General features: G+C 39.4%; 26 protein-coding genes, 1 tRNA gene and 1 pseudogene. 13 read left to right on the top strand and 15 right to left on the bottom strand.

The window, feature by feature from the left end:
* Positions 1-144: 144 nt before the first annotated feature.
* Positions 145-1,263, bottom strand: coding sequence for a Holliday junction branch migration DNA helicase RuvB (ruvB, locus tag H5968_RS15185; RefSeq protein ID WP_187040617.1), 1,119 nt, complete (start codon positions 1,261-1,263; stop codon positions 145-147).
* A gap of 236 nt (positions 1,264-1,499) precedes the next feature.
* On the opposite strand from ruvB, the gene hisF reads away from it, so the two are divergent.
* From hisF to H5968_RS15165, 4 genes are all read left to right on the top strand, one after another.
* Positions 1,500-2,273, top strand: coding sequence for an imidazole glycerol phosphate synthase subunit HisF (gene hisF / locus H5968_RS15180; protein ID WP_187040616.1), 774 nt, complete (start codon positions 1,500-1,502; stop codon positions 2,271-2,273).
* 99 nt (positions 2,274-2,372) lie between these two features.
* Positions 2,373-2,564, top strand: coding sequence for a hypothetical protein (locus H5968_RS15175; protein ID WP_096567789.1), 192 nt, complete (start codon positions 2,373-2,375; stop codon positions 2,562-2,564).
* 162 nt (positions 2,565-2,726) lie between these two features.
* A complete protein-coding gene (dapB, locus tag H5968_RS15170) occupies positions 2,727-3,563 on the top strand; it encodes a 4-hydroxy-tetrahydrodipicolinate reductase (protein WP_096567788.1) in 837 nt (278 codons plus the stop codon).
* Between the two features lie 221 nt (positions 3,564-3,784).
* Positions 3,785-4,489, top strand: a complete 705-nt coding sequence (locus H5968_RS15165; RefSeq protein WP_187040615.1) for a phosphate ABC transporter permease — start codon at positions 3,785-3,787, stop codon at positions 4,487-4,489.
* Between the two features lie 63 nt (positions 4,490-4,552).
* Here the strand turns inward: H5968_RS15165 and H5968_RS15160 are convergent, their stop codons facing one another.
* The gene (locus H5968_RS15160) at positions 4,553-5,182 is read right to left on the bottom strand and encodes a precorrin-8X methylmutase (RefSeq protein WP_096567783.1); all 630 of its coding nucleotides are present in this window, start codon (positions 5,180-5,182) and stop codon (positions 4,553-4,555) included.
* A gap of 103 nt (positions 5,183-5,285) precedes the next feature.
* On the opposite strand from H5968_RS15160, the gene H5968_RS15155 reads away from it, so the two are divergent.
* Entirely contained in the window at positions 5,286-5,456 is a 171-nt protein-coding gene (locus H5968_RS15155; protein WP_187040614.1) for a hypothetical protein, read from the top strand.
* Here the strand turns inward: H5968_RS15155 and H5968_RS15150 are convergent.
* The 4 genes from H5968_RS15150 to H5968_RS15135 all read right to left on the bottom strand — a co-directional run bounded on the left by H5968_RS15150 (position 5,408) and on the right by H5968_RS15135 (position 7,752).
* Complete coding sequence (locus H5968_RS15150) at positions 5,408-6,217, bottom strand: TPM domain-containing protein (protein ID WP_096567781.1); 810 nt, start codon at positions 6,215-6,217, stop codon at positions 5,408-5,410. The two genes, H5968_RS15155 and H5968_RS15150, sit on opposite strands and share 49 nt — an antisense overlap.
* A gap of 264 nt (positions 6,218-6,481) precedes the next feature.
* The gene (locus tag H5968_RS15145; protein ID WP_187040613.1) at positions 6,482-6,955 is read right to left on the bottom strand and encodes a hypothetical protein; all 474 of its coding nucleotides are present in this window, start codon (positions 6,953-6,955) and stop codon (positions 6,482-6,484) included.
* Positions 6,956-6,975: 20 nt separating this feature from the next.
* Positions 6,976-7,323, bottom strand: a complete 348-nt coding sequence (locus tag H5968_RS15140; RefSeq protein ID WP_096567777.1) for a YtxH domain-containing protein — start codon at positions 7,321-7,323, stop codon at positions 6,976-6,978.
* Positions 7,324-7,437: 114 nt separating this feature from the next.
* On the bottom strand, positions 7,438-7,752 hold the full coding sequence (locus H5968_RS15135; RefSeq protein WP_334310632.1) for a hypothetical protein: 315 nt from the start codon (positions 7,750-7,752) through the stop codon (positions 7,438-7,440).
* A 259-nt stretch (positions 7,753-8,011) separates the two neighbouring features.
* On the opposite strand from H5968_RS15135, the gene H5968_RS15130 reads away from it, so the two are divergent.
* The 4 genes from H5968_RS15130 to H5968_RS15115 all read left to right on the top strand — a co-directional run bounded on the left by H5968_RS15130 (position 8,012) and on the right by H5968_RS15115 (position 12,147).
* Entirely contained in the window at positions 8,012-8,413 is a 402-nt protein-coding gene (locus tag H5968_RS15130) for a hypothetical protein (RefSeq protein WP_187040612.1), read from the top strand.
* Between the two features lie 170 nt (positions 8,414-8,583).
* Positions 8,584-9,303 carry a hypothetical protein gene (locus H5968_RS15125; RefSeq protein ID WP_137666596.1) on the top strand — a complete coding sequence of 240 codons (720 nt, stop codon included), beginning with the start codon at positions 8,584-8,586 and terminating at the stop codon, positions 9,301-9,303.
* 455 nt (positions 9,304-9,758) lie between these two features.
* Positions 9,759-10,526: a DUF1350 family protein gene (locus H5968_RS15120; RefSeq protein WP_187040611.1), complete on the top strand. Its 768-nt coding sequence runs from the start codon at positions 9,759-9,761 to the stop codon at positions 10,524-10,526.
* Between the two features lie 484 nt (positions 10,527-11,010).
* Complete coding sequence (locus tag H5968_RS15115) at positions 11,011-12,147, top strand: PP2C family protein-serine/threonine phosphatase (protein ID WP_187040610.1); 1,137 nt, start codon at positions 11,011-11,013, stop codon at positions 12,145-12,147.
* Here H5968_RS15115 and H5968_RS15110 read toward each other — a convergent pair.
* The gene (locus H5968_RS15110) at positions 12,144-12,479 is read right to left on the bottom strand and encodes an STAS domain-containing protein (RefSeq protein ID WP_187040609.1); all 336 of its coding nucleotides are present in this window, start codon (positions 12,477-12,479) and stop codon (positions 12,144-12,146) included. The two genes, H5968_RS15115 and H5968_RS15110, sit on opposite strands and share 4 nt — an antisense overlap.
* A 343-nt stretch (positions 12,480-12,822) precedes the next feature.
* A complete protein-coding gene (locus H5968_RS15105) occupies positions 12,823-13,503 on the bottom strand; it encodes a helix-turn-helix domain-containing protein (protein ID WP_187040608.1) in 681 nt (226 codons plus the stop codon).
* Between the two features lie 1,002 nt (positions 13,504-14,505).
* Here H5968_RS15105 and H5968_RS15100 point away from each other — a divergent pair.
* Positions 14,506-16,290 (top strand): M61 family metallopeptidase, encoded by a 1,785-nt coding sequence (locus tag H5968_RS15100; RefSeq protein ID WP_187040607.1) that lies wholly within the window; start codon positions 14,506-14,508, stop codon positions 16,288-16,290.
* A gap of 111 nt (positions 16,291-16,401) precedes the next feature.
* Here H5968_RS15100 and H5968_RS15095 read toward each other — a convergent pair whose 3' ends face one another.
* Both H5968_RS15095 and H5968_RS15090 read right to left on the bottom strand, forming a co-directional pair.
* Positions 16,402-17,142, bottom strand: coding sequence for a 2-phosphosulfolactate phosphatase family protein (locus H5968_RS15095; protein WP_096567764.1), 741 nt, complete (start codon positions 17,140-17,142; stop codon positions 16,402-16,404).
* Positions 17,143-17,342: 200 nt separating this feature from the next.
* Complete coding sequence (locus H5968_RS15090) at positions 17,343-17,795, bottom strand: DUF29 domain-containing protein (RefSeq protein ID WP_187040606.1); 453 nt, start codon at positions 17,793-17,795, stop codon at positions 17,343-17,345.
* A 143-nt stretch (positions 17,796-17,938) separates the two neighbouring features.
* On the opposite strand from H5968_RS15090, the gene H5968_RS15085 reads away from it, so the two are divergent.
* Together H5968_RS15085 and H5968_RS15080 are read left to right on the top strand one after the other, a co-directional pair.
* Positions 17,939-18,358 carry a BlaI/MecI/CopY family transcriptional regulator gene (locus H5968_RS15085; RefSeq protein WP_096567756.1) on the top strand — a complete coding sequence of 140 codons (420 nt, stop codon included), beginning with the start codon at positions 17,939-17,941 and terminating at the stop codon, positions 18,356-18,358.
* Between the two features lie 15 nt (positions 18,359-18,373).
* A complete protein-coding gene (locus tag H5968_RS15080) occupies positions 18,374-19,213 on the top strand; it encodes a M56 family metallopeptidase (protein WP_096567754.1) in 840 nt (279 codons plus the stop codon).
* A gap of 44 nt (positions 19,214-19,257) precedes the next feature.
* Here H5968_RS15080 and H5968_RS15075 read toward each other — a convergent pair whose 3' ends face one another.
* The 5 genes from H5968_RS15075 to H5968_RS15055 all read right to left on the bottom strand — a co-directional run bounded on the left by H5968_RS15075 (position 19,258) and on the right by H5968_RS15055 (position 22,632).
* Positions 19,258-20,457 (bottom strand): aminotransferase class V-fold PLP-dependent enzyme, encoded by a 1,200-nt coding sequence (locus H5968_RS15075; protein ID WP_187040605.1) that lies wholly within the window; start codon positions 20,455-20,457, stop codon positions 19,258-19,260.
* 22 nt (positions 20,458-20,479) lie between these two features.
* Positions 20,480-20,551, bottom strand: a tRNA-Asn gene (locus tag H5968_RS15070).
* Between the two features lie 264 nt (positions 20,552-20,815).
* Positions 20,816-21,364 carry an NYN domain-containing protein gene (locus H5968_RS15065; protein ID WP_096567750.1) on the bottom strand — a complete coding sequence of 183 codons (549 nt, stop codon included), beginning with the start codon at positions 21,362-21,364 and terminating at the stop codon, positions 20,816-20,818.
* Positions 21,365-21,664: 300 nt separating this feature from the next.
* Positions 21,665-22,342, bottom strand: coding sequence for an ABC transporter ATP-binding protein (locus tag H5968_RS15060; RefSeq protein WP_187040604.1), 678 nt, complete (start codon positions 22,340-22,342; stop codon positions 21,665-21,667).
* Between the two features lie 14 nt (positions 22,343-22,356).
* On the bottom strand, positions 22,357-22,632 hold the full coding sequence (locus tag H5968_RS15055) for a hypothetical protein (RefSeq protein WP_096567746.1): 276 nt from the start codon (positions 22,630-22,632) through the stop codon (positions 22,357-22,359).
* A gap of 553 nt (positions 22,633-23,185) precedes the next feature.
* Between H5968_RS15055 and H5968_RS15050 the strand changes: the two are divergent.
* Positions 23,186-23,307, top strand: a pseudogene (locus H5968_RS15050) (photosystem II D2 protein (photosystem q(a) protein)); the annotation flags it as partial.

Here is a 23,307-nt window from a genome sequence, read left to right as displayed (position 1 = left end):
AAAGCCGCCCTACAAGGGCGGGTTTGTAAGCTGTTACACAGCTAAATTGTATAATCCTAATATTCTGAACTCTTGTGGAACAGGCAAGATGCCTGTTCCACTTATACAAATTAAATGCACAACAGCTTATCCCATTTTTTTTGATCAAAGCAAAGATAACTGCTCATTATTAGGTGGTTTAAAACCCATGTGTTGATATGCAGCTTTTGTGGCTACTCTACCGCGAGGAGTCCGGCTTAAATAGCCAATTTGCATTAAATAGGGTTCATAAACTTCTTCTATGGTTTGGGTGTCTTCTCCTGTCGCTGCGGCTAAAGTCTCTATCCCCACTGGACCACCATTAAAGTTTTCAATGATCACGCTTAACATTTTTCTATCTGTCCAATCTAACCCACAAGGATCAACTTGGAATAGTTGTAATGCTTCCGCTGCAATCGGTTGGTCAATTTCTGTAAATGATTTTACTTCCGCGTAATCACGGACTCGCTTTAGTAATCTATTAGCAATTCTTGGTGTTCCCCGTGAACGTTTGGCGATTTCTGTAGCGCCTTCAGTGTTAACAGGAGTTTGTAATAATTCTGCACTGCGGAGGACAATTTTACTGAGTTCGTCAACTTCATAAAATCGCAATTTTTGGATTAAACCAAAGCGATCGCGCAACGGTGAAGTTAACGCACCAACGCGGGTTGTCGCTCCCACTAGGGTAAATTTAGATAAAGGTATACTTCTGGTTCTGGCACTCGAACCTTTACCAACGGTAATATCTAAGCGATAATCTTCCATTGCTGGATACAAAATTTCTTCCGTCATCCGGGAAAGCCGATGGATTTCATCAATAAACAGCACATCACCCGGTTTGAGATTTACCAATATACCGACTATATCCCTTGGTCGTTCTAAAGCAGGGGCGCTAGTAATTTTATAATTTACCCCCATTTCCGCAGCTAAAATCATCGCCATTGTGGTTTTACCCAAACCGGGCGGACCATACAGCAACAGGTGATCCATCACTTCACCCCTAGATTTAGCTGCTTTAATGGCAATCTCTAATACATCCTTTAAATCTTTCTGCCCAATGTAATCTGCAAAACGTTGGGGGCGAATACTCTCTTCCTGCTTACCTTCTTCCTCAACAGTCGCTTCCGGTTGCAGTATATTTTCCTGGGGAGGCGCTTTTTGGGTAGAAGCTTTAGGCGACTCGCTGCGCTGTTGTGGCTGTCCGTTGGGTTCTGGAGGCTGTTTTTTTGAGGAGATTATGGTCATAATTCAGCTATCTTAACTTAGGGACTGGGGATTGGTGATTGGTGATTGGTGATTGGTGATTGGGGACACTTCGACAAGCTCAGTGCATCGCTGGGGACTGGGGACTAGTGACTGGTGACTGGGCATTGGGTTATTAACTTCCCCCTGCTCCCTGCTCCCCTGCCTCCTGTCACCTAATTCCCCAATTACCTTTACAATTTAAATTCCGAACAATTACCAAAGATAGAGAAATCACTATGTTATCTAAAAGAATTTTACCTTGTTTAGATGTCAAGGCGGGACGAGTTGTTAAAGGAGTTAACTTTGTAGACCTCAAGGACGCGGGTGATCCAGTAGAACTAGCCAAAGTTTATAACGAAGCCGGTGCTGATGAGTTAGTGTTTCTGGATATTACAGCTACTCATGAAGACCGGGACACGATTATTGATGTGGTTTACCGGACTGCTGAACAGGTCTTTATTCCGCTGACTGTGGGGGGTGGAATCCAAACCTTAGAAAATGTTAAAGGTTTGTTACGAGCCGGGGCTGATAAGGTTAGTATTAATTCTGCGGCCGTCCGCAACCCAAATCTGATCAATGAAGCGAGCGATCGCTTTGGTAATCAGTGCATAGTTGTGGCTATTGATGCCCGCAAAAGAGTAGACCCCAATAACCTTGGTTGGGATGTTTACGTGCGTGGTGGTAGGGAAAATACTGGAATAGATGCCTTACGGTGGGCGCAGGAAGTGGAAAAAAGGGGGGCTGGTGAATTGTTGGTGACAAGTATGGATGCAGATGGCACTCAAGCTGGATATGACTTGGAGTTAACGCGAGCGATCGCCGAATCTGTGCAAATTCCCGTTATTGCCTCTGGTGGTGCAGGAAATTGTCAGCATATCCATGACGCTTTAACAGCAGGTCAAGCTGAAGCCGCTTTATTAGCATCTCTTTTACATTATGGACAATTAAGCGTAGCCCAAATTAAAAATTATTTGCAGGAACGATCTGTTCCAGTCCGCTTGCCTTGTTGATCCCAGCCCCAGCAACCAATTCCATCTCTCTTCGGCTAGACACAGTTACCGAAAACAATGTTAATATTAGTTTACTAGTATTAAGAAATATTAAGAAATATGTTGATTCCTATTTTACTTTTTGATGTGGCGCTGGTTGCCTGGTCGCTGCACCTGATGGAGAAAGCCTACGAAAACAAAGAATTTTCCCTCATGTTGGCGGGTACATTGGTTGCTCTCGCAGCGGCCGCAATGTTAGTAGTCTACTTTTTAATGGGACACTGTATGAGCTATTTATTAAAAGTTTCCTAAAGGCAGAAAGCAAGTGACAGGTGACAGGTGACACTGAAGAAAGCAGGGGTGCAAGGGTAGAATATTAACTTTTGCCTCTTGCCCTCTGCCTTTTGCTTTCTGTTCCCTGTTCCCTGTTCCCTGCTCTATAGGTAAAATAACTAAAAACGTATTTCTAGAAACATGACCAATCAATCTACTATCCCAGTCATTGTCAACGGTGCTGCTGGCAAAATGGGACGCGAAGTAATCAAAGCAGTAGCCCAAGCACCTGATATGACATTAATGGGCGCTCTCGATACCTCACCAGAACATCAGGGAAAAGACGCAGGAGAATTGGCAGGTTTAAGCGAACCCTTAGAAGTGCCAATAACCAATCAATTAGAGCCAATGTTAGGCTATGTAGCAGGAGAAAGACAGCTACAACCAGGGGTGATGGTAGACTTTACCCATCCAGATGCAGTGTATGATAACGTTCGCAGTGCGATCGCCTATGGTATTCGTCCCGTAGTGGGTACAACCGGTTTAAGTCCCGAACAACTCAAAAACTTAGCCGACTTTGCCGAAAAAGCCAGTACAGGTTGTTTAATTATTCCTAACTTTTCCATCGGTATGGTACTGCTACAACAAGCCGCAGTCACCGCATCCCAATACTTTGATCATGTAGAAATTATCGAACTGCATCACAACCAAAAAGCCGACGCACCAAGCGGTACAGCCATTCAGACAGCGCAGTTATTAGCGGAAATGGGTAAAACTTTTAACCCTCCCCAAGTCACAGAAACAGAAAAAATACCAGGAGCCAGAGGATCTTTAGTTGATGAAGGGATTAGAATTCATAGTGTACGCCTACCTGGACTCATTGCCCATCAAGAAGTAATTTTTGGTGCAGCAGGACAAATTTACACCCTACGCCATGATACAAGCGATCGCTCCTGTTATATGCCTGGAGTTTTACTAGCAATTCGCAAAATTAACCAGTTAAAATCATTAGTATATGGATTAGAAAAGATTCTGTAAAACAGGAGTCAGGAGTCAGGAGTCAGGAGTCAGGAGTCAGGAGTCAGGAGCGAAATTACTGTTTAGTCTCATTTCTAGAAATATATTGATATCCTGATCACCCTGTATAGTCCTATATTTGTGAAAATCCAAAATCTAAAATCTAAAATCTAAAAGGGGATGTTTTAGAACTGGAATCAAACAATTATCAATTATCAATTGTCAATTATCAATTAATTAATATGCTTGTTCCACTGACTCGCCAAAAATTTGAACAAATTATTCCTCTTATTGCCAGTGGTTCACAGTACAAATACTACTGGGGAAAATTCAACAACTTTTTACAAAGATTATTAATTTCTGTAGTCACAGTAGTTGTAATTTTCCTGCTAAGGATCTTTTTGAAACTAGATTTTGGTTTGATTTTTGTCTTTGGGGTATTTGGGGCATTTTTTTGGTTATGGTATCCCGTATTTCAAGCTAGTATTCGCAATGCAAAATGTCGGAGTTACAAGTATAGCGGCTTTTTTCGGGGGCGGGTAATAGATTGGTGGATTACAGAAAAATTAATTGGCAAACAAGAAACAGTCAATAACAAAGGCGAGTTAGTAATTATTGAAAATCGCGAAAAAAGAATTAATTTAGAAGTGGGCGACGATACAGGATTTAGTATCGAATTTGATGCCCCATTACGTCCTGCACACAAAGCAATCACTCGTGGTCAAATCGCAGAAATGGTATTCATGTCAAATCGCCCAGATTTAAGCATAATCGAGGAATTTAGTAATATCTACATTCCCAGTCGTAATTTATGGGTGAGTGACTATCCGTACGTGCGAGAAGATTTCTTCAATGAAGTTAGTGCTCGCTTACGAGAAAACCAACAAGAAAAACCCCGTCGCCGTCGTCGTCCAGAACCACAAAGATATGGAGATGATGATTATTAGGAGGCAGGGAGCAGGGGGCAGGGAGCAGGGGGAAGTTAATAACTCCATCACCACACTTATCATCTAACTTACCCCAGTTCTATCTTGACCATAAGCTTGCCAAGCTAAATCAACCAAACCATCAACAATAGCAGATGCTACCACCGCATTACCTTTACGACTGTCAATAGTAATATAAGGTACTAAAGAATCCTGTAAACGTTCTTTATCAGCAGTTACATTAATAAAACCTGCTGGAGTAGCAATAATCAAAGCCGGTCGAATTTCTTCCGCTTCAATTAAATCTACCAATGTAGTGAGGGCAGTTTGAGCTTGACCAACTACAAAAATTCCCTCTGGATAACGCTTGGCTAGAGTTTCAATCCCCCAAGCCGAGCGAGTTCTTTCTTTTTGGGGACGGGTTAAAGCCTCCATACTGCAATACACCGGGTTGGCAAAGGTATTTTGAATATCGTAGGCAATACCTACCTGTACCATTGGCACATCTACCACAATGGTAGTACGTGCTGCCAGTGCGGCTGCTCCTGCTTGTAAAGCGTGTTCCGAAAAACGAATCAAAGACTGGTACTCAAAATCAGAGGTGGCGTATATTACTCGCCGGACTATTTCATATTCCGCTGGTGAAAAGACATGATCGCCAATTTCACTATCAATAATTGCCAAGCTTTGAGCATCAGTTACGTGCCATTCCATTGCCGTTAAGCTTCTCACAGATCAGCTTTCAGCTTATCATCACAAGGGAGGGAATTGGTAATTGGTAATTGGTAATTGGTAATTGGTAATTGGTAATTGGTAATTGGTAATATTTAAAAATCTTCCCCAGTCACCAGTCCCCAGTCACCAGTCCCCAGTCACCAGTCACCAGTCCCCAGTCACCAGTCCCCAGTCACCAGTCACCAGTCCCCAGTCCCTAGTCACTCAAGACTCAGCACTGGAAGAAGGACGACTGAAAACAGGAGAGAGATAGGCGACTAACAGACCTATTAAAAAAGCGGAAATATTACGAACTAGAGGAATCCAATCGCTGGTACGGGTAATAACTGGGGCAATACCGAAGGCAATAAACAAAATTCCCCACAAAGGTGAAAAAATTAACGCCCACTGCCAAGCAAAGACTTGTTTATCATCGCGGGGTTGAGCCGCAAAGCCACAAATCACACCACCAATAGCTGATGTAATCAGGGTGAGTATCCATTGTTCTCTTGGTAGTCCAGGAACGACGTTACAACCACCTTTGAGTAAACAACCTTTTACTGAATCTAAAGCCTGTAGAATTGCTTGATCTTCGCCGTTTTCCCTGACAAAGTACAAGTTACCAAACCGGGTTTGTAGTTCAATCCAAAATGTGCGGGGTAAAAGTTCATAAACCGCATCACCCACACTAAAACTAAGAATATTACCACCGCGAGCATCTGCAACTAAAAGAATGCTTTTGTCATCCAAACCCCAATATTTGATCACTGCCCTGCCTGGGGTGCGGTCATACTGGGTTAATACTCGCAATTTCCAGCCTGTATCCGTTTCAAATTGTTCTAAGTCTTTGACAAGTTTTTCTTCTTGGGGGTCTGGGAGAGTCTTTGCTAAATCGACAACTGGGGTAAATGTGTCCGGTAGTAAGTCAGGATTTTCATAAGCTAAGGCTGATGGTGAATGAATCGCCCAAATTGACCCAGCAAAGCAAAATACTGCAATGGATACTAAAATTTTTCGCCAAAAACAACGCTGCATGGAATTTTTTATACAAATATTAAGGGCAAAGGTAAACAAGTGCTTTTTAAAGATTACGAGAAAAGTGATACTTCTTTACACTTGTTTACTTTACTCTAATTTAAGGTCAGTTGTCAGGAGGCAGGAAGGAGGCAGGAAGGAGGCAGGGGAGCAGGAAGCAGGGGGAAGTTAATAACCCAATGCCCAATGCCCAATGCCCAATGCCCAATGCCCAGTCACCAGTCACCAGTCACCAGTCACCAGTCACCAGTCACCAGTCCCCAGTCACCTATCAACTATTCTTCTATTTTCCGAACTTAGCAATTCTCGCTCTGGCAAAGTTAACTCTGGTTTGTCAGGAATGGATAAGCGTTCGGGGTTACGTCTGGCAGGTTTTTGGCGTGTGAAGGTTTTCCAGGCTGCTTTAACACCAACTACGAGGCTGCGTGTGCTGACTTGAATATTTTGAGCTTGTTTTTTGGCACTATTCAAACTTTGATCTACTTGTTTCACGACTTGACCGGCACTTTTGACACCTTCACTCACATCATCGGTTAAGTCTGTTATTTCTAAACTGGTATTACGAATGGCTTTGAGAGTGGGGGGTAACTCTCTTGAGAGGGTATCAAAAAATTTTTCGGCACTACGGGCTGCGCGTGCTAACTCCTGCACAGCGGGTATGGCCGCTACTAAAACAGCGGTGAGACTAGCAGCGACTAAGAGTATAGACAGTCCCAGCCAAAACAGAGGGTGAATCACGGTTATGCTATTTGTGAGCGTTATAGATTCTGGGTGAGAGAATCAGTGTTTTTAGGTTCAGCAGGGTTTGGCCTGTTTAGGGCTTGGCTTTCGCGTTGTGTGGCTTCTACTCCGGCTGCGATCGCTTCCCGTAGTCTCTCTAGGGTATCATCCCAGTTTTGCAATGCAGTGGCAGAAAGTCGATCAGCTTGAATCTGTACGCTGGTTGATATATCTTCTGCCAACTCTGGTAAGGCATCTGCTGATTTTTTCAAAAGTTTCCGCGTTTCTCTCCCCGGGCGGGGTGCAGCGAGTAATCCTGCTAAAGCACCAATGGTAGCTCCTAGCATCATACCGCCTATAAATATTCCCGAACGATTATTAGACATTTTTATGGTTAATCTTTTATATCCATTACACTCATTTTATGCTGGTTTGATGTTCTGGCAATAGGGAGTCATGGAGCAAGCAGTAGTTGAAGCTGTCGAAACTCACGGTGAAGTTTATAATTTATACTTTTTATACCTCTGCCAAATGTTTCTCCCTAGTAATACGAGGTTAAGAATTTGTTGCACCTGTTGAATTTGCAATTTCAGGTTTTGGTGTTTTTGCCATAATTCATAAATTTGCTGTTGTCCTGTATAAATATTTGCTGGTGCTGTATATAATACGGTATGGAGAGCGTGTTCATAGCTGTTTAACCTGTCTGCTATGATTCCTAGCTTGTGTTTAAGTTGCCATAGCAATCGAGCTATGTAAAGCAGCATTATTGAGATCATGATATTAATCAGGACAACTATAATAACCATAATCACCATTTTTACCTTTTTGCTCTCACTGTAGCCCTAACTTCAGTTGTTTGACATTCAGTTAAACTACACTTTAAAGGTGATACTAGAAAAGTAAGCATTCAGCTATCAGCACTCAGCAGTCAGCTAAAACTGCTCTTGAGGCTAATTTGCAAGGATTTTTAATTCCTAATTCCTCGTTAACAATACTCATAAATCCTAAATAATAGCTTATTACTGATTACTGAATGCTGAATACTTACCTAGAAAATATTTAATTTTCAATCAGATGGCGGATAAAAATTTAGAAGCTTTAGAAGCATTAATAGTTAAAATTGTGAAAAAGCTGATCAAAAAAGAACTCAGGAAGCTCAATCAGTATAGTCTACCAATTGTGACAACTGAGGTAAATCAGCAATTAAACAATTTTTTGGAAACTTTTGCAACTCCAGCAGCAACACGCTTTCCAGCAGAAATACTTGATGATGTAGATACCAGTAGTTTGATGAATATATCTACTAAAGAAGATGTGGAACTTGAACGCAAGTTAAGGGAACTGAAATTTAAACAAGAACTGAGGAAAGATTGGATATTATTTATTCTCAAAGATGTCATAGTTTATGCTACTACTATTATATTTATTTTGATTTTTTCGGGTTTTTATTTATTCACGCTTATTCAGAAATCATGATTCGGCAAAATTCACAGGCTAATATTTATATTTTTGGTGAGTTTTGCTAATAGCTGATAGCTGACGGCTGAATGCTTATTCCTTTTCCTGCTATATCATTTCACTTACCATTTCGGAATTTTCATTGCTATATTAGAGTAAATTACTATTTCCATGAGGTTGGGAAAGCTGTGCGTGATGATTTAAGAGGTTTGGAAATTAGTCATCAAGAGTTGGAAAAATTGACTAATTTACCTGTTCATAATGAGTTGTTTATCATTACTAATTATCTCAATCATTGGCAAAAAATGTTAATCGCAAAAATCAAAGGTTCTGAAGGAGCTACGGTAATTTTTATCGGTTGTTCAACTTTGGTTTTTTCATATCTGGTATTTGATGTTATGATCAAAATATTTGCCAGTTGGATTACCATTCCCTCTTGGATATTACTAATTTTATTTAGTGTCTGGAGTGGGGGTTTAAGCCAAACTATCTTATATTTTCTTTGGAGGAGTAAAAGCAAATTACTCAAAAAAAATATGACTAATTCTTTGCAAAATTTACTTAATGATGTGGAAAGATATAATGCAGTGATTAAAGCTATATATATTAATGATCAAATAGAAGAAGCAGGTAATCCAGAGGTAGGTATCACGCACAGAGAACGAGTTATTCAAGCTTTAAATTTCACTAAATTAGATTTAGTACGTGCTTTGAAGACAGAAAGAATTTTGCGAGAAAATAAGAATTTCATCCTGAGTAATGCTGATTTATTTGCTAGTAATTTAGCTGCTTTAACTGCTATCCAAGTGACTGAACAAGCAACAGAACATGGACGATTATTAAATGAAGCATTGCAGATTGCTTTAGATGTGCAATATGAAATGCGAAGGTTACAGGAGCAGGGTTAAAAAACTTCCAAATCAAAAAATAAGTAGTTGGGCAAAATAAATTTTATAGTTAGGAGAGGGAACAGATCAGGAATATAGACATTTTTGTTTTCTATCAATATGTTAAATTAATTTTGCCTGGGTACTTATTTCTAAGCTGATAAGCTGTTACACAGCTAAATTGTATAACCCTAATGTTCTGAACTCTTGTTTAACAGGCAAGATGCCTGTTCCACTTATACAAATTAAATGCACAACAGCTTAAACCTTTAATTTACACAACCAGGGCGGGCAGGATGCCCACCCCACAAGAGTTTTAATTTTAGATAATATGGAAGTTAAATGTCCAACAGCTTATTTCCAGCAGATTACTCCCTTGCAAAAATTTTGTTAATCTTCTCTGGCAGGAACAGAGTAATATTAAAGAATATGAAGCACGCGGCAGCGTGGATTTAGCGTAGGTATTGCACATTGATATGGACTGGAAAGAAATTAGAGGCAACTGGGTAATTATTCCCCGTCATCCCATCGGGATCATCCATTTTTTGGGGGGTGCATTTGTCGCTACCGCACCCCACCTGACTTACCGCTGGTTACTAGAACAGTTGGCAGCTAAAGGTTATGTGGTGGTTGCTACACCTTTTGTCAACACCTTAGATCATCAGGCGATCGCCGAATCTGTACTGCTGAACTTTGAACGCACTCTAGAACGATTACACTATTCCGGTGAATTACGCAAGCTGTACCTACCAATTTATGGTATTGGACACAGTATGGGTTGCAAACTGCATTTACTGATTGGTAGTCTTTTCCCAGTAGAAAGGGCAGGTAATATTCTCATATCATTTAACAATTACACTGCTAAAGATGCCATTCCTCTAGTAGAACAATTAAATTCTACTTTGGCGATTGAGTTTACTCCCACACCCTTAGAAACTAACCAACTTGTAGAAGAAAGTTATCAAATTCGCCGTAATTTTTTAATCAAATTTAGCAATGATAATCTTGATCAATCAGTAATTTTAACAAAAATATTACAAAAACGTTTTCCAGAAATGGTGACAGTACAAACCTTACCAGGAAATCATACCACACCATTAGGTCAAGATATTAATTGGCAAGCTGGAAATTCTTTTACTCCTCTTGATGCTTTAGGACAATGGTTTAAACAAGAAGTATATCGTGATATACACCAGTTAAAAAAAGTCATGCTGTTATGGCTCAATCCTCTGGCATCTTCATAATACCCCAGGAGTCAGGAATACACAACGATTAATACTTACTTTGATTTCAATTCTGTACTGCTATTAACTGAAATATGCTGTATGTGATGATATCAGAATCTTAGTAAGTAGGGTTTGCTGAATAAACCTAAAACCTTGATATATCAAAGGTTAGAGGCTGATAAACACAGAAATTAGTGCAAGGGTTTTGAAGGGTATACCGGAGAAAGTGTGCATTTTTTGGGATTTCAAGAGATGGCAAAGAAATTTTCAAATCTCCTCCTGACTCCTGACTCCTGACTCCTGACTCCTGACTCCTATGCCCTCACGGAAAGACTTTCTCAGCAACCCCTAAGTAATAAGTAAATGGATCATTAAAAATGATTTTTTAAAACCAAAGTTAGTAGTTTTGAGACATCATACTACTAACCATTTGTTTATCACTTTCATCTTGTATTTTAATTTGTATTCCTGGGTATAATATTAATTGTATACACGATTTATTATGTTTCAGATTTTAGTAATTGATGATGACTATTCAATCCAGATCCTTCTTAAAAGGATGTTAGAAAAACAAGGTTATCAAGTAATCACTGCTAATAATGGTCAAGAAGGGATTTTACAAGCTTTGGCTTGTCCTCCAGCCCTAATCATTTGTGATTGGATCATGCCAGGTTTATCTGGATTAGAAGTCTGCGATCGCATCAAGAAAGACCCTAAATTATCCTCCACATTTTTTATTTTATTAACATCTTTAGATTCAGTTGCAGATCGCGTCAAAGGACTAGATGCTGGTGCTGATGATTTTATTTCCAAACCTATTGAACAAAATGAACTGCAAGCCAGAGTCAGAGCCGGATTACGTCTACATCAGTTAAATCGGGATTTACAAACCCAAAAGCTATTGTTAGAAACAGAACTAGCAGAAGCAGCAGAATATGTCAAATCCCTTTTACCCTTACCCATGTCTACACCTCTGACTGTTAGTTCTCGATTCATTCCCTCACGACAACTAGGAGGAGATTGCTTTGATTATTATTGGTTAGATGCTGATCATTTGGCAATTTATTTATTAGATACTGCTGGACATGGACTCAGAGCAACTCTTCCCTCTGTATCTGTACTCAATCTGCTTCGTTCCCGTGCGCTCAAAGAACTTAATTATTATCAGCCTAGTCAGGTGTTAAAAGCTTTAAATGACACTTTTCAGATTAACTACCAAAATGATAAATATTTTACTATTTGGTATGGTGTATACAACCGCATCAATCGCCAGCTAATTTATGCAAGTGCTGGACATCCACCCGCAGTATTAGTATCTGGAAAATCTCGCAGTACCACAGAAATAAAACTCTTAAAAACGCCAGGAATGCCAGTTGGGATGTTTCCTGAAGCAAAATATGTGGATGAAACTTACCAAATTGAAAAATGCAGTAGTCTTTACATTTTTAGCGATGGCGCTTATGAAATTACTAAATCAGATGGTAATCTTTGGAGTCTGGATGGATTTGTTCAGTTGCTAGTTAGCTTACAACATTCGGTTGATTACCAACTTGATTATATACTGAAATATTTAATCAATTTAAACTCCAAAGAATCCTTTGATGATGATTTATCTATTCTGCAAATTAAATTTGATTAACTTGTAGCTAGTAAGACTTGATGAAAAGCATCTTGGCTAGGAAAAATTTCCAAAACTTTATTTATACTGGTTAATTCAAATATCATCCTCACTTGATCATTCACCGAGCAGAGAACCATTTTAATGTCAGCATCTCGTAGGGTTTTAAAAGCTAATATTAGAGAGCCTAAACCAGAACTATCCAGAAATGTAATATTTTGACAATCAACTAAGACAATCTTTACACCCTTTACACCACTTTCTAAAATTTGGGCAATATCTTGCTGAAATTCTGATGCAGTTTCAGCATTTAAATTTTTTTTAAGTGTAAGAACTTTCACCTGCTGACTCATAATTAGGTTACTCTGATTGATATCAATGGTGTTCTCTTGTAGCTAGTATATACCAATATAATAAATTTTCCTCAAATAATCATCAGAAAAATAGAAATATTTACTTACTTTAAATAGCTTATGCAATATAAAATTTTGAATAAAAAAATATAATTTTCTAATAAAAAATTTATAAAAAATTGTCAAATTTGCACTGATAGACATCGGCTTTTAGCTAGAAATTTATTCTCTACAAATCAATAGTTGATATTACATATTTTGTTTTATGCTAATTTAACAAATGGTTCGGGGGAACTCCTAACTATAAGATTTATTTTACACAACTGATTCAGAGAATTGATCATTACACAGGATTTACCTTAGCTCGATAAAGCAGCTTATCACCTTGACGGTATCCAACATAACACACTTTGACTTTTTCGCCTAGTTGGGCTGTTCCCTGCAATAATTCATGCCATTGGGGATCATAAGGTATTTCGGCTCCCACAGAGGCGATCGCTTCCACTTCCCAAGCTTGCAATAATTTTTCCAGAGGCTTTTGCACCACAGGTAGTATTTTAACCGCTTCTAGCTGGGGATTATCCTTTGCTTTCTGTGCTGCTGTAGGCCAAAACAACAATAAAGATTCCAAAATTTGTAAACTCGACTGCTGAAACTCTTGCTGTAACACCTCTCGCTGTTGTTCCAGCATCAGCACGATTCGTTCATACTCTCTTTTCAAATCAGTAATTTCTTGTAATAATTGTTCATCCGTACCTAAATTGTGAGTTGTGACTGCAAAACCTACAACTTGGGAATCAGAACTTGCAGTTGAAAACGCTGCTACTATTTCACCCAGTGATATCTGTAGGATTTTTGATAGCTTCAGCAAAACCTCTACCCGTATTTGCTCCAGCTTTCCCCGTCTTAAACACAAGATTTGCCACTCGGAAACACCAGCAGCGTCACTCAAAGATTTAAAACTAGAGATACCTACACGCTGCATAAAATTTCGCAACTTTGGGGTGAAATCTTGATTCGGCATAAGGCAGAGGATATAGGTTTTTGTTGTCTATTATACCCCATTTCCTGCATCTTGAGTGTGTCAATAAATTTTCTTGCATTTAATGTGTTTTTTTATGCACCTGCATTCTTTAGATTTATCAAAAAATTGGGTCTCACATCATTCCTGCCAGGATGACTTTACGAAAGAATATATAGTGGACTGTAAGTGTAGTTGGTGTCATTCCCATATACAAAGCCTATCATTACAGATTTTTAGGTATATTAAAGACTTATGAAAAAAATTTGCGGTAACGCAACTACCCCCGGACAGGGGGAAAGTAACGCTTAGGGAGAGAACCACCTCTGGGTGAGACACCGCAAGGGATCTAGTCTAAGTAGACTCACCGAACCAAGAATCCCCGCACGTAAACGCGCAGGAAGTGTCAATTTATTAACCTCAAACAGCTAGAGATTTTAACTAATAAGTTTTAATTAGGGTTGGCTGAATAAACCTAAAACCTTGATATATCAAAGGTTAGAGGCTGATAAACACAGAAATTAGTGCAAGGGTTTTGAAGGGTATACCGGAAAAAGTGTGCATTTTTTGGGATTTCAAGAGATGGCAAAGAAATTTTCAAATCTCCTCCTGACTCCTGACTCCTGACTCCTATGCCCTCACGGAAAGACTTTCTCAGCAACCCCTAATTATTATTGAATTGATGTCAAGTGTAAAAAAAAACATATAAATAAATCAATTAAGTAAATAGTGATTACTGATGGATATTTAAGTTACTAATACTAACCAAAATTTGTATAGTTATATTAGAATATGGTATCTAAATTATAGAAATAGTCCAAAATATTGAGTGACAATTCACGAACTGTCATAAAAAAAATAATTAACTCATGTATAATCTATTTTGAAGAGACTTGTTTTAACAAGACTTGCTATTTTGAGATGGTTCAATAAAGAGAATGACTATAGTAATTAGTGATTAAAAACTTTTTATTTAAGCAGTTACAAACTCCGTCGAAATAGCAAATGAATAATTCAACAGTAATTCTTAGTAACAATCAATTACCCCATACTAATGTATTAATTCACTATTGGGTAGCAATGCCCCAACCAGAAAATCATCTGTTTGAGGTAACATTACACCTTGTAAACTACCCATTACCAATTCTTGACTTGAAAATGCCAGTATGGACACCAGGTTCATACTTAGTGCGAGAATACGCTAAGAATTTACAAGATTTTGCTGCCTTTGCCGGCTCAGAACCCTTATTCTGGCGAAAAATCAGTAAAAATCACTGGCAGATAGAAAAAGGTGATGCTGCTGAAGTCATCCTGCGTTATCGCGTTTTTGCCAATGAATTATCAGTACGCACAAATCATTTAGATGCTACTCATGGTTATTTTAACGGTGCGGCGCTGTTTTTAAGAATCCCCGGTTGGGAAGAAAAACCAATTCATATTACCATCGTCCCACCACACCCAGAATGGCAAGTAACCACAGGTTTACCAGCAGTTACAGAAGAAGCCAATACCTTCCTAGCAGCAGATTTTGATACTCTTGTTGATACTCCATTTGAAATTGGTAATCATGATTTGTTTCACTTTCATGTATTAGGAAAACCTCATGAGTTAGCAATTTGGGGAAAAGGAAACTACAAACCGCAAAAACTGCTAGAAGATTTCCATAAAATCATTGAATTTGAAGCACAAATGTTTGGTGGTTTGCCCTATCAAAGATATTTGTTTATACTGCATTTATTTGATCAGGCTTATGGCGGATTAGAACATAAAAACTCATGTTCATTAATTTATCACCGGTTTGGATTTCATATTCAAGATAAATATGAACGTTTTACCCAATTAGTAGCCCACGAGTTTTTTCATCTGTGGAATGTTAAAAGAATCCGTCCCAAAGGGTTAGAAGTTTTTGATTACGATCAAGAAAATTATACTGATTCTCTCTGGTTTTGTGAAGGTACTACAAGTTACTATGATTTAGTAATTCCTTTCCGGGCAGGAATTTATGATATTAAATCATACTTTCATCATGTCAATGAAGAAATTACCAAATATCTGAAAACGCCAGGAAGGAAAGTACAACCACTTGCTGAATCTAGTTTTGATGCTTGGATTAAGCTATATCGTCAAGATGCTAATAGTGGTAATTCGCAAATTTCCTATTATTTAAAAGGGGAAATGGTATCACTATTGCTGGATTTGTTAATTCGCTCTCTTCATCATAATCAATTGTCTTTTGATGATGTGATGCGGAAAATGTGGCAGCAATTTGGTAAAGAAGAAATTGGTTATACTCCAGAACAATTAAAGGAGGTAATTGAAACTGTCTCCGGCACTGATTTAACGGATTTCTTTGATCGCTATATTCATGGATTGGATGAGTTACCATTCAATCAATATTTAGAACCTTTTGGTTTAAAATTGGTAGAAGAATTAGAGACAGAACCATATTTAGGTGTGAGAATCAAAACTGAACATGGACAGGAAATAATTAAATTTGTCGAGATGGGTTCTCCTGCATACACAGCAGGAATTAATGCAGGTGATGAATTATTGGCAATTGATGGTATTAAGGTAGGAAAAAATCAGTTAAGTGAACGGTTAAAAGATTACCAACCCAACGATACTATCAATATCACTGTTTTCCACCAAGACGAACTGCGTAACTATTCCATCACCTTAGCACCACAACATCCTCATAAATATCAATTACGTCCAGTAGAAGATCCTGATACTACTCAGCAAGAGAACTTTTTAGGTTGGTTAGGTGTGCCTTTATCAGCTATTAAGTAAGGGAGATAGGGAGATAGATTTTAGATTTTAGATTTTAGATTTTAGATTGGAGACTACAAAAACAATCCAAAATCCAAAATCCAAAATCCAAAATACATAACTCCTGCCTCCTTACTGATTCTGACTTTTTAAAACACCTGCTTCGTGTTGCATTGGTAAAACATCTAAAATATCGGTTTGGGAGCAATATTTTAAATCTTCTAAACATTCCAGGCGTAATAATCGCTTACCGTGACTAGCTTGATGGAATAATCCCAGTAAGTCATTTTGCCATTGTGAATAAAGAGCGATCGCACTGGTAACTTCATCATTCCCAGCTATTTCTTCCAGGGAAGAATCGGTTTGTTGCCAAATACTATGAGCGATCGCACCTGCACAAACAGTATCCTCTAAAGAAAAACTACCTTCCCAACCTGAACCAACGATCCAAATGGTTTCTGGTTGTTTTTCTAAGAGAAATTTCACCACCGCAGACCGATTAATTAAAGCTGCTGCAAGGACAATAGGAGCTTGTTGAATGCGCTGTAAGGCACGAGTACCATTAGTGGTACTGATAAACAAGCGTCGCCCTTGTACTAATTCTGCTGTGCAATCTAGGGGCGAGTTACCCAACTCAAAGCCAGACACTTTTGCGCCGCCTCTTTCTCCAGCCCGTAATCGTTTTTCGGCAGGCCATTGTTCACTCACTGCCATGAGTTGATCTAAATCACTAAAAACTTGCACCGCCTCGCCTCCAGCCGCTAACACTGTCGCTATTGTGCTAGTGGCTCGCAAAACATCAACAGCGATCGCGCATTCTGGCGTTGCCTCAGTTGGGGTTAATTCTGGAGTATGATATACAAATATCTTCACGGGCTAGATATACCTGCTCTATACTACTGCGGTTATATTCTACCCACTTGATGTCACTCACTGGCTATCTTCAAATCTCGATCTTTATAAGAAAATGGGCTGAAAACCCTTGAGGTTGAGTTTTGGAGGGTGGCAGAAAAACTTAACCGTCCTTCAAGATAGAAAAAACTCGAGATTGTCTATATGAGGATTTCTCATTTTTAATCTTCCCAAAAATCCACATTCAGCATCGCTTCAAGATCAGGACTAAATAGCCATGTATCAGGAAACTCGCACTGCGGATAACCCCGACGCACAATTTTGAGAGTATCTTCGTAAACTTCATCAAAAACTTCGTGAAAATAGGGCTTTAAACTCGGTGCTTGTTTGAGTAATCGCTTCAGAGATACCCTTTGCTTATCAATGGATTCTACCCAACCACGATAACAATCAGGCATATTTACATAAGTCCGCTTGAGAAGATGTTCAAGAAGTTCTCCTAGCCGGTTTTCAAGTTCGTGTTTTTGCGATCGCCCCAAACTCTCTATCTCCTCAATCAGATTCTCAAAATCTAACCCCTCAATATCCCTACTCCGTAACTTATTGACTGTATCTTCAATCCACAGTAAATAATCTTGCTCATATAAAGATACTGCAACTTGTGTCTGTGTCATTGCTTTATTTACCTGACGTGACCTAACTTAAGTTTAAGTTAAAGCCAGTTGAGAATGTTTAAGTTGATATTTTTAAGAGTGGCAAACCGACAATCAAACTGTAACCTGGAAATATAAACAACTTCATCGCTCAAACCATCAACATGGCTCCATTACCAGATTACCGTCCTAAGCAATTATCCGTCGGTCCTTTGGAAGCAGAAATTCTCAGCATTGTCTGGGAACTTGGTTCAGCTACAGTCAAAGATGTACACGATCGCATCCTTGCCGATCCTAACCGCGAACTAGCTTATACATCTGTCACCACCGTTTTACGTCGTCTCACGGAAAAAGGTTGGTTAGCTTGCGATAAACAAGGAAAAGCCTTTTATTGGCGGCCACTGCTAACAAAACAACAAGCAGAGATGATTAAAGCCCATGAGCAACTACAGCGATTTTTAGCAGTAGGTAATCCTGATGTAGTTGCCGCCTTTGCTGATAGTTTAGATGAAGCAGCTAGTGAACAAATAGAAGCGATCGCCAAACGCATTCAAGCTGCACGTCAAGCCAGGGGAGAAAAATAGGAGACAAATCACATTATGCACCTACTCATGATTTTAATTGCTGTAGCGATCGCCTACAGTTTACGACATTATGCCCACATCCCCGCAGGAAATTGGCATTTAAGATGGCGAAAAACTCTATTTTTATTCCTCTTTCCTCCCTTACTCATCTTCATGACTGTCACCGCTGTGTTTTGCATGGGTACACAGGGTAAAATGGGGGGAATGTCTACAGGTTCTTTTAGCTATCTCCTGTCCTTAATTTTTCTCGCTATTTTCAACATTTTAGGAATTAAACAGGCTTTTCAAGGTTGGAAATCTGTAAAATCTGCCTGTGAATGTCCACAAATCAATCTAGCAGGTAAACAAGTCCGAATCCTAGAAACAAAGGCTTTATTTGCCGGTCAAATGGGATTTTGGCAACCAGAATTAGTAGTCAGTCAAGGATTACTAGAAACTCTCTCCCCAGAACACCTAGAAAGCGTCCTCGCACACGAACAAGGACATTACCAGTATAGGGATACATTCTGGTTTTTTTGGCTCGGCTGGGTGCGTTCTTGTACCTCCTGGTTGCCCAATACAGAAGCACTTTGGCAAGAATTATTAATGTTGCGAGAATTAAGGGCTGATAGTTATGCAGCTTCCCAAGTAGATCCCCTAATTTTAGCTGAATCTTTATTGTTAGTGGTGAGTAACCAAACCCTAACATCAGAAGTTTGCTGTGCAGCTTTAGGTTCTTCTGCGGTTGATAGGTTAGAACAAAGAATAGACGCTTTGTTAACACCAACAGAACCAAATTCAGAAATGCCATTACAATCTTGGCATATTTTTCTATTAGCATTTCTGCCTTTGGTAACGGTGATTTTCCATACCTAATCACCCAGATCCCTGATTTCTTCAAGAAGTCGGGGATCTATCCATTAATCCAACAAATCTTTTAACACCTTCCCCAAATCCTCATAATGCTGAAGTTGATTATAAATCTGTGCAGAAACTCGGATCAACAAACGCGGATTTCCCTCCCAAGGTATCACAGGTACTTCAATTCCAAATCTATCCAATAACTGATCATGGAAAAACATAAAATCCCAATCTGCCAACTTTCCATAAATTGGTAAAACTGCCATTGAACCAATCATTTCTTCTGGACAAACTGGTGCAACTTCCAACACTTCACAAAGTAACTTTCTTGCTGCTAAAACCATCTGGTGATTACGCTGCATTAATTCTATCCACCCACCAGGTAACAGGGAATCCATAAAATCAATTGCTTCCGGTACGCACATATAAGCAGTAGGATCATCCGTACCCATCCAGTCAAATTCCAATTGAAAGCGACTTTTATCAGTGCGGGGAGAATTTGCACCATGACTAATTGTTAAAGGGCGGATTTTTGTTTGTTGATCCCTTTGCACATATAAAAAACCTGCACCCTTGGGCGCACATAACCATTTATGACAATTACCTACATAATAAGTTGCGCCAATTTCCACTAAATTTAAAGGAATCATCCCCGGTGCATGAGAACCATCAACCAGGGTATTTACTCCCTGTGCTTGCAACTGCTTAACTAACTCTTGAATAGGAAAAATTAACGCCGTTTGGCTAGTAACATGATCTAACAGTGCTAATTTTGTTCTTGGTGAAACCTGTTCCATCACTGCTGTCACCACTTCTTGCGGTGAAGCAATAGGAAAAGGAATTTTAGCCACCACCACCCGCGCACCTGTGCGACTCGCAACAAAATCTAAGGCATTTCTGCAAGCGTTATATTCATGGTTAGTGGTGAGAATTTCGTCTGCTGGTGCAAAACTCAATGACCTGAGTACAGCATTTACCCCAGTGGTTGCATTCGGCACAAATACCAAATCTTCAACATCACTACCAACAAACTTTGCTAATTTGCTTCTAGCATGATCTATTAATATTTCCCAGTCTCGACCAAAAAACCGCACAGGTTCAGCTTCTAGTTGTTGACGTAATCTTTGCTGAACTTCCAAAACCGCTTTTGGACAAGCACCAAAAGAGCCATGATTGAGAAATATCACCTCTGGTTCAAGTGACCAAAATTTCTCAAAATCAAAAGCATGAAGATTGAAATTTGCGTTTTCTTCCTTCATGCTTTATCCTCTATTTATTGAACTCCCCAGGCCGGATTCGAACCAGCGACCAATCGATTAACAGTCGATCGCTCTACCGCTGAGCTACTGAGGAACGCTCGCAACGATTACTATATTAGACTGAAAATCAGATGATGTCAACTGCTTTGGCAAAATTTTTTTTATTTATTTTTTTATTTAATTTTCGATGTTGTTTTTATACTGCTGGTACATATAGCCGTACACAGAGTAGTCAGGACATCAATTAATCATGAAACTCTGACTACAAAAGGGTTTCACTCCTGACTCTTGCTATATAATTGATTCCAGGCTAAAGCCACTCCCGGTAAGGAGTTCAGACATTTTTGCCAATCGTAAATTAAAGTCCCATTCTTAATTGTGCTAACTTCTGTCTAGCCTGATCATCAATAGCATTAGCTAAAAATCTGCCTTTGGGTTGTTTCTTGGGTTGATATCTATGACGCATCCGACAAACCGTAGCTTCCACTTCACCGCATAATTGATGTGCTGATAACCATTGGGCACCATACCCCTGAACCATCAACTGCTGCGCTCGGTCTGATGTGGCAACAATGACGCGAGAAATTAAACATTGGGCGATTTGGTGACGTAAACCCGCACAAGCTTTTTCAATGTAAGTATCTGCGGTCTGTCCAAAGTCTGTGTAATGCACTGTGAGGAATTCTGTAATCATTTCTCGACTACCAGCAGCATTTTGATATTGGGCATCAAAGATAATTTGAGTTTCATATCCTTGAAACGCGCTATAATTAGTTATAGCTTCCACTAATTCACCGCGTGCTGCCTCTAGTCCAGCATCATCACGAGTTTTTTTCAAGCAAGGCCAAGCGCCTATAATGTTGTAACCATCCACTAACAAAATGGATGGGATGATAGAACGGGGCATGGTTTTTAATCACAATTATCTAGAGTTAACAAAAATCATTCATAAGACTTATAGTAATTGAAGTATAGCTTGTAACATCATGTTACAGAAAATAAAAAATGCCTCCCATAATGAAAATACACCCTCTGACAGAGAGCAATACTTGGGAAAAGCAACTAAAAATCCGAGTTATAACAGTTTTTTATCTCAAAATAAATAATTCTTATATTTAAGTTATATTTAAGGGAACAGGTAACAGAAGGCAAAAGATAAGAAATTTCTTCATATCTCTTGTCTATCAACTGTCACCTGTCACCTATTTCACAAAGATTCCCCATCTATTGTCATTAATCGCTGTTTTAGGCGTTCAGCTTCACCAGCGTCAACTAAAACACCTCTTTCTAATAAAAACGCGCCATCACAATAATTTAATTCATCCAAACGGTGTGTCACCCACAAAGCTGTAATACCGCGATTTTTTACCAAACGACGCACACTAGCTACTAAATCTAATTGACTATCTGGATCTAATAAAGCCGTGGGTTCATCTAATAATAAAACTTCACAGTGACGAGCGATCGCCCCAGCAATAGCCACACGCTGTTTTTGTCCACCAGAAAGCGCATAAATAGGTCTGCGTTGTAAAGATAGTAAATTTACTGCGTCTAAAGCCTCCTCTACCCTAGCTTTTACCATAGCAGGAGGTAGTTTTTCCTCCACCAATCCAAAAGCCACATCAGCGCCAACAGTGGGCATAACTAATTGATGATCAGGATTTTGGAACACAAAACCCACAGGAGGAGAAATACCAATTTCCCCAGACTGGGGAGCTAATAAACCAGCTATTAACCTTAAAAGAGTTGACTTCCCACTGCCATTAGTCCCCAAAAGCATCCAAAATTCACCTTTAGGGACTTTGAGAGAGCAAGATTTAATTACTTGCTCCCCACTAGGCCAAAAGAAGTTCAAATTATTAACTTCAATGCCTACTACCGTCATTTTTATACCTTGGTTTATTCAGCCATAGTGAAAGCAGCAAAGCCCGGAGGTTTACCACTGCTACTAGCTGCACCATCTTTCTGCGAAATTTGGACTCCCGAAATTTCACTAGCACGGACAGCAATTTTTTTCTCAGTTTTGCCTTCGCACTTGAGTTCAACAAGATCAGGGTTGCCAGTACGCATTGCTGCCAAAATCAGCTGATAAACAGCTTCAGCATCTTCAGCAGACTTACGTTGTACTGAGATCGGGAAAGCAGTATTTCTGATGCTTAAATCGATGGTAAACATTTAGAATTAATCACATTTCACTGACTGTAGGAATAATTCTAGCGTTATTGGTGATTGGGGATTGGTGATTGGGGATTGGGAATAATATTATCCATTACCCATGACCAAGATCAAAATTTATCTTCATTGACATTCCCTACCTAAAGGTGGGGGGATTCTTGGTTCAACGAGTCCACTTAGACTAGATCACTTGCGGTGTCTCACAAGCGAGGTGGTTCTCTCCTCAAGCGTTACTTTCCCCCAGCGGGCGAGGTAGTTGTATTGCTGAGGCAGTGGGTTGGACAGGTCTCCCGGCTTGAAGCAACTCCCGTCCCCTTGCCTAAAGCACGGTTAAGTTTTGGAACATGGCGGAAAAACTTAACCTCAAGGGTTTTCAGCCTTTTTTTTTATAACACTGGAAAAATTAGAGAAAAGCACTTATTATGATTAGAGACCGTAAAAAATTGTAAACTAGGTTGACAATTTGGTTATACTTCTGTTTATGGAAGGTCATGTCATAGCCACCCATAAACAGACAAAATCCGTACTTATAAATTTTTGGAGATTCTTTCTCATGACCATAGCAGTTGGACGCGCCCCGTCAAGAGGGTGGTTTGACGTACTAGACGACTGGTTAAAGCGCGATCGCTTCGTATTCGTAGGTTGGTCAGGTGTTTTATTATTCCCCTGTGCCTT

Origin of the sequence: Sphaerospermopsis sp. LEGE 00249 (genome assembly GCF_014299995.1) — a bacterium.
Lineage (GTDB): Bacteria > Cyanobacteriota > Cyanobacteriia > Cyanobacteriales > Nostocaceae > Sphaerospermopsis > Sphaerospermopsis kisseleviana.
Note: the sequence above shows the minus strand (reverse complement) of the source record. Positions and strands in the feature narration are given on the sequence as shown.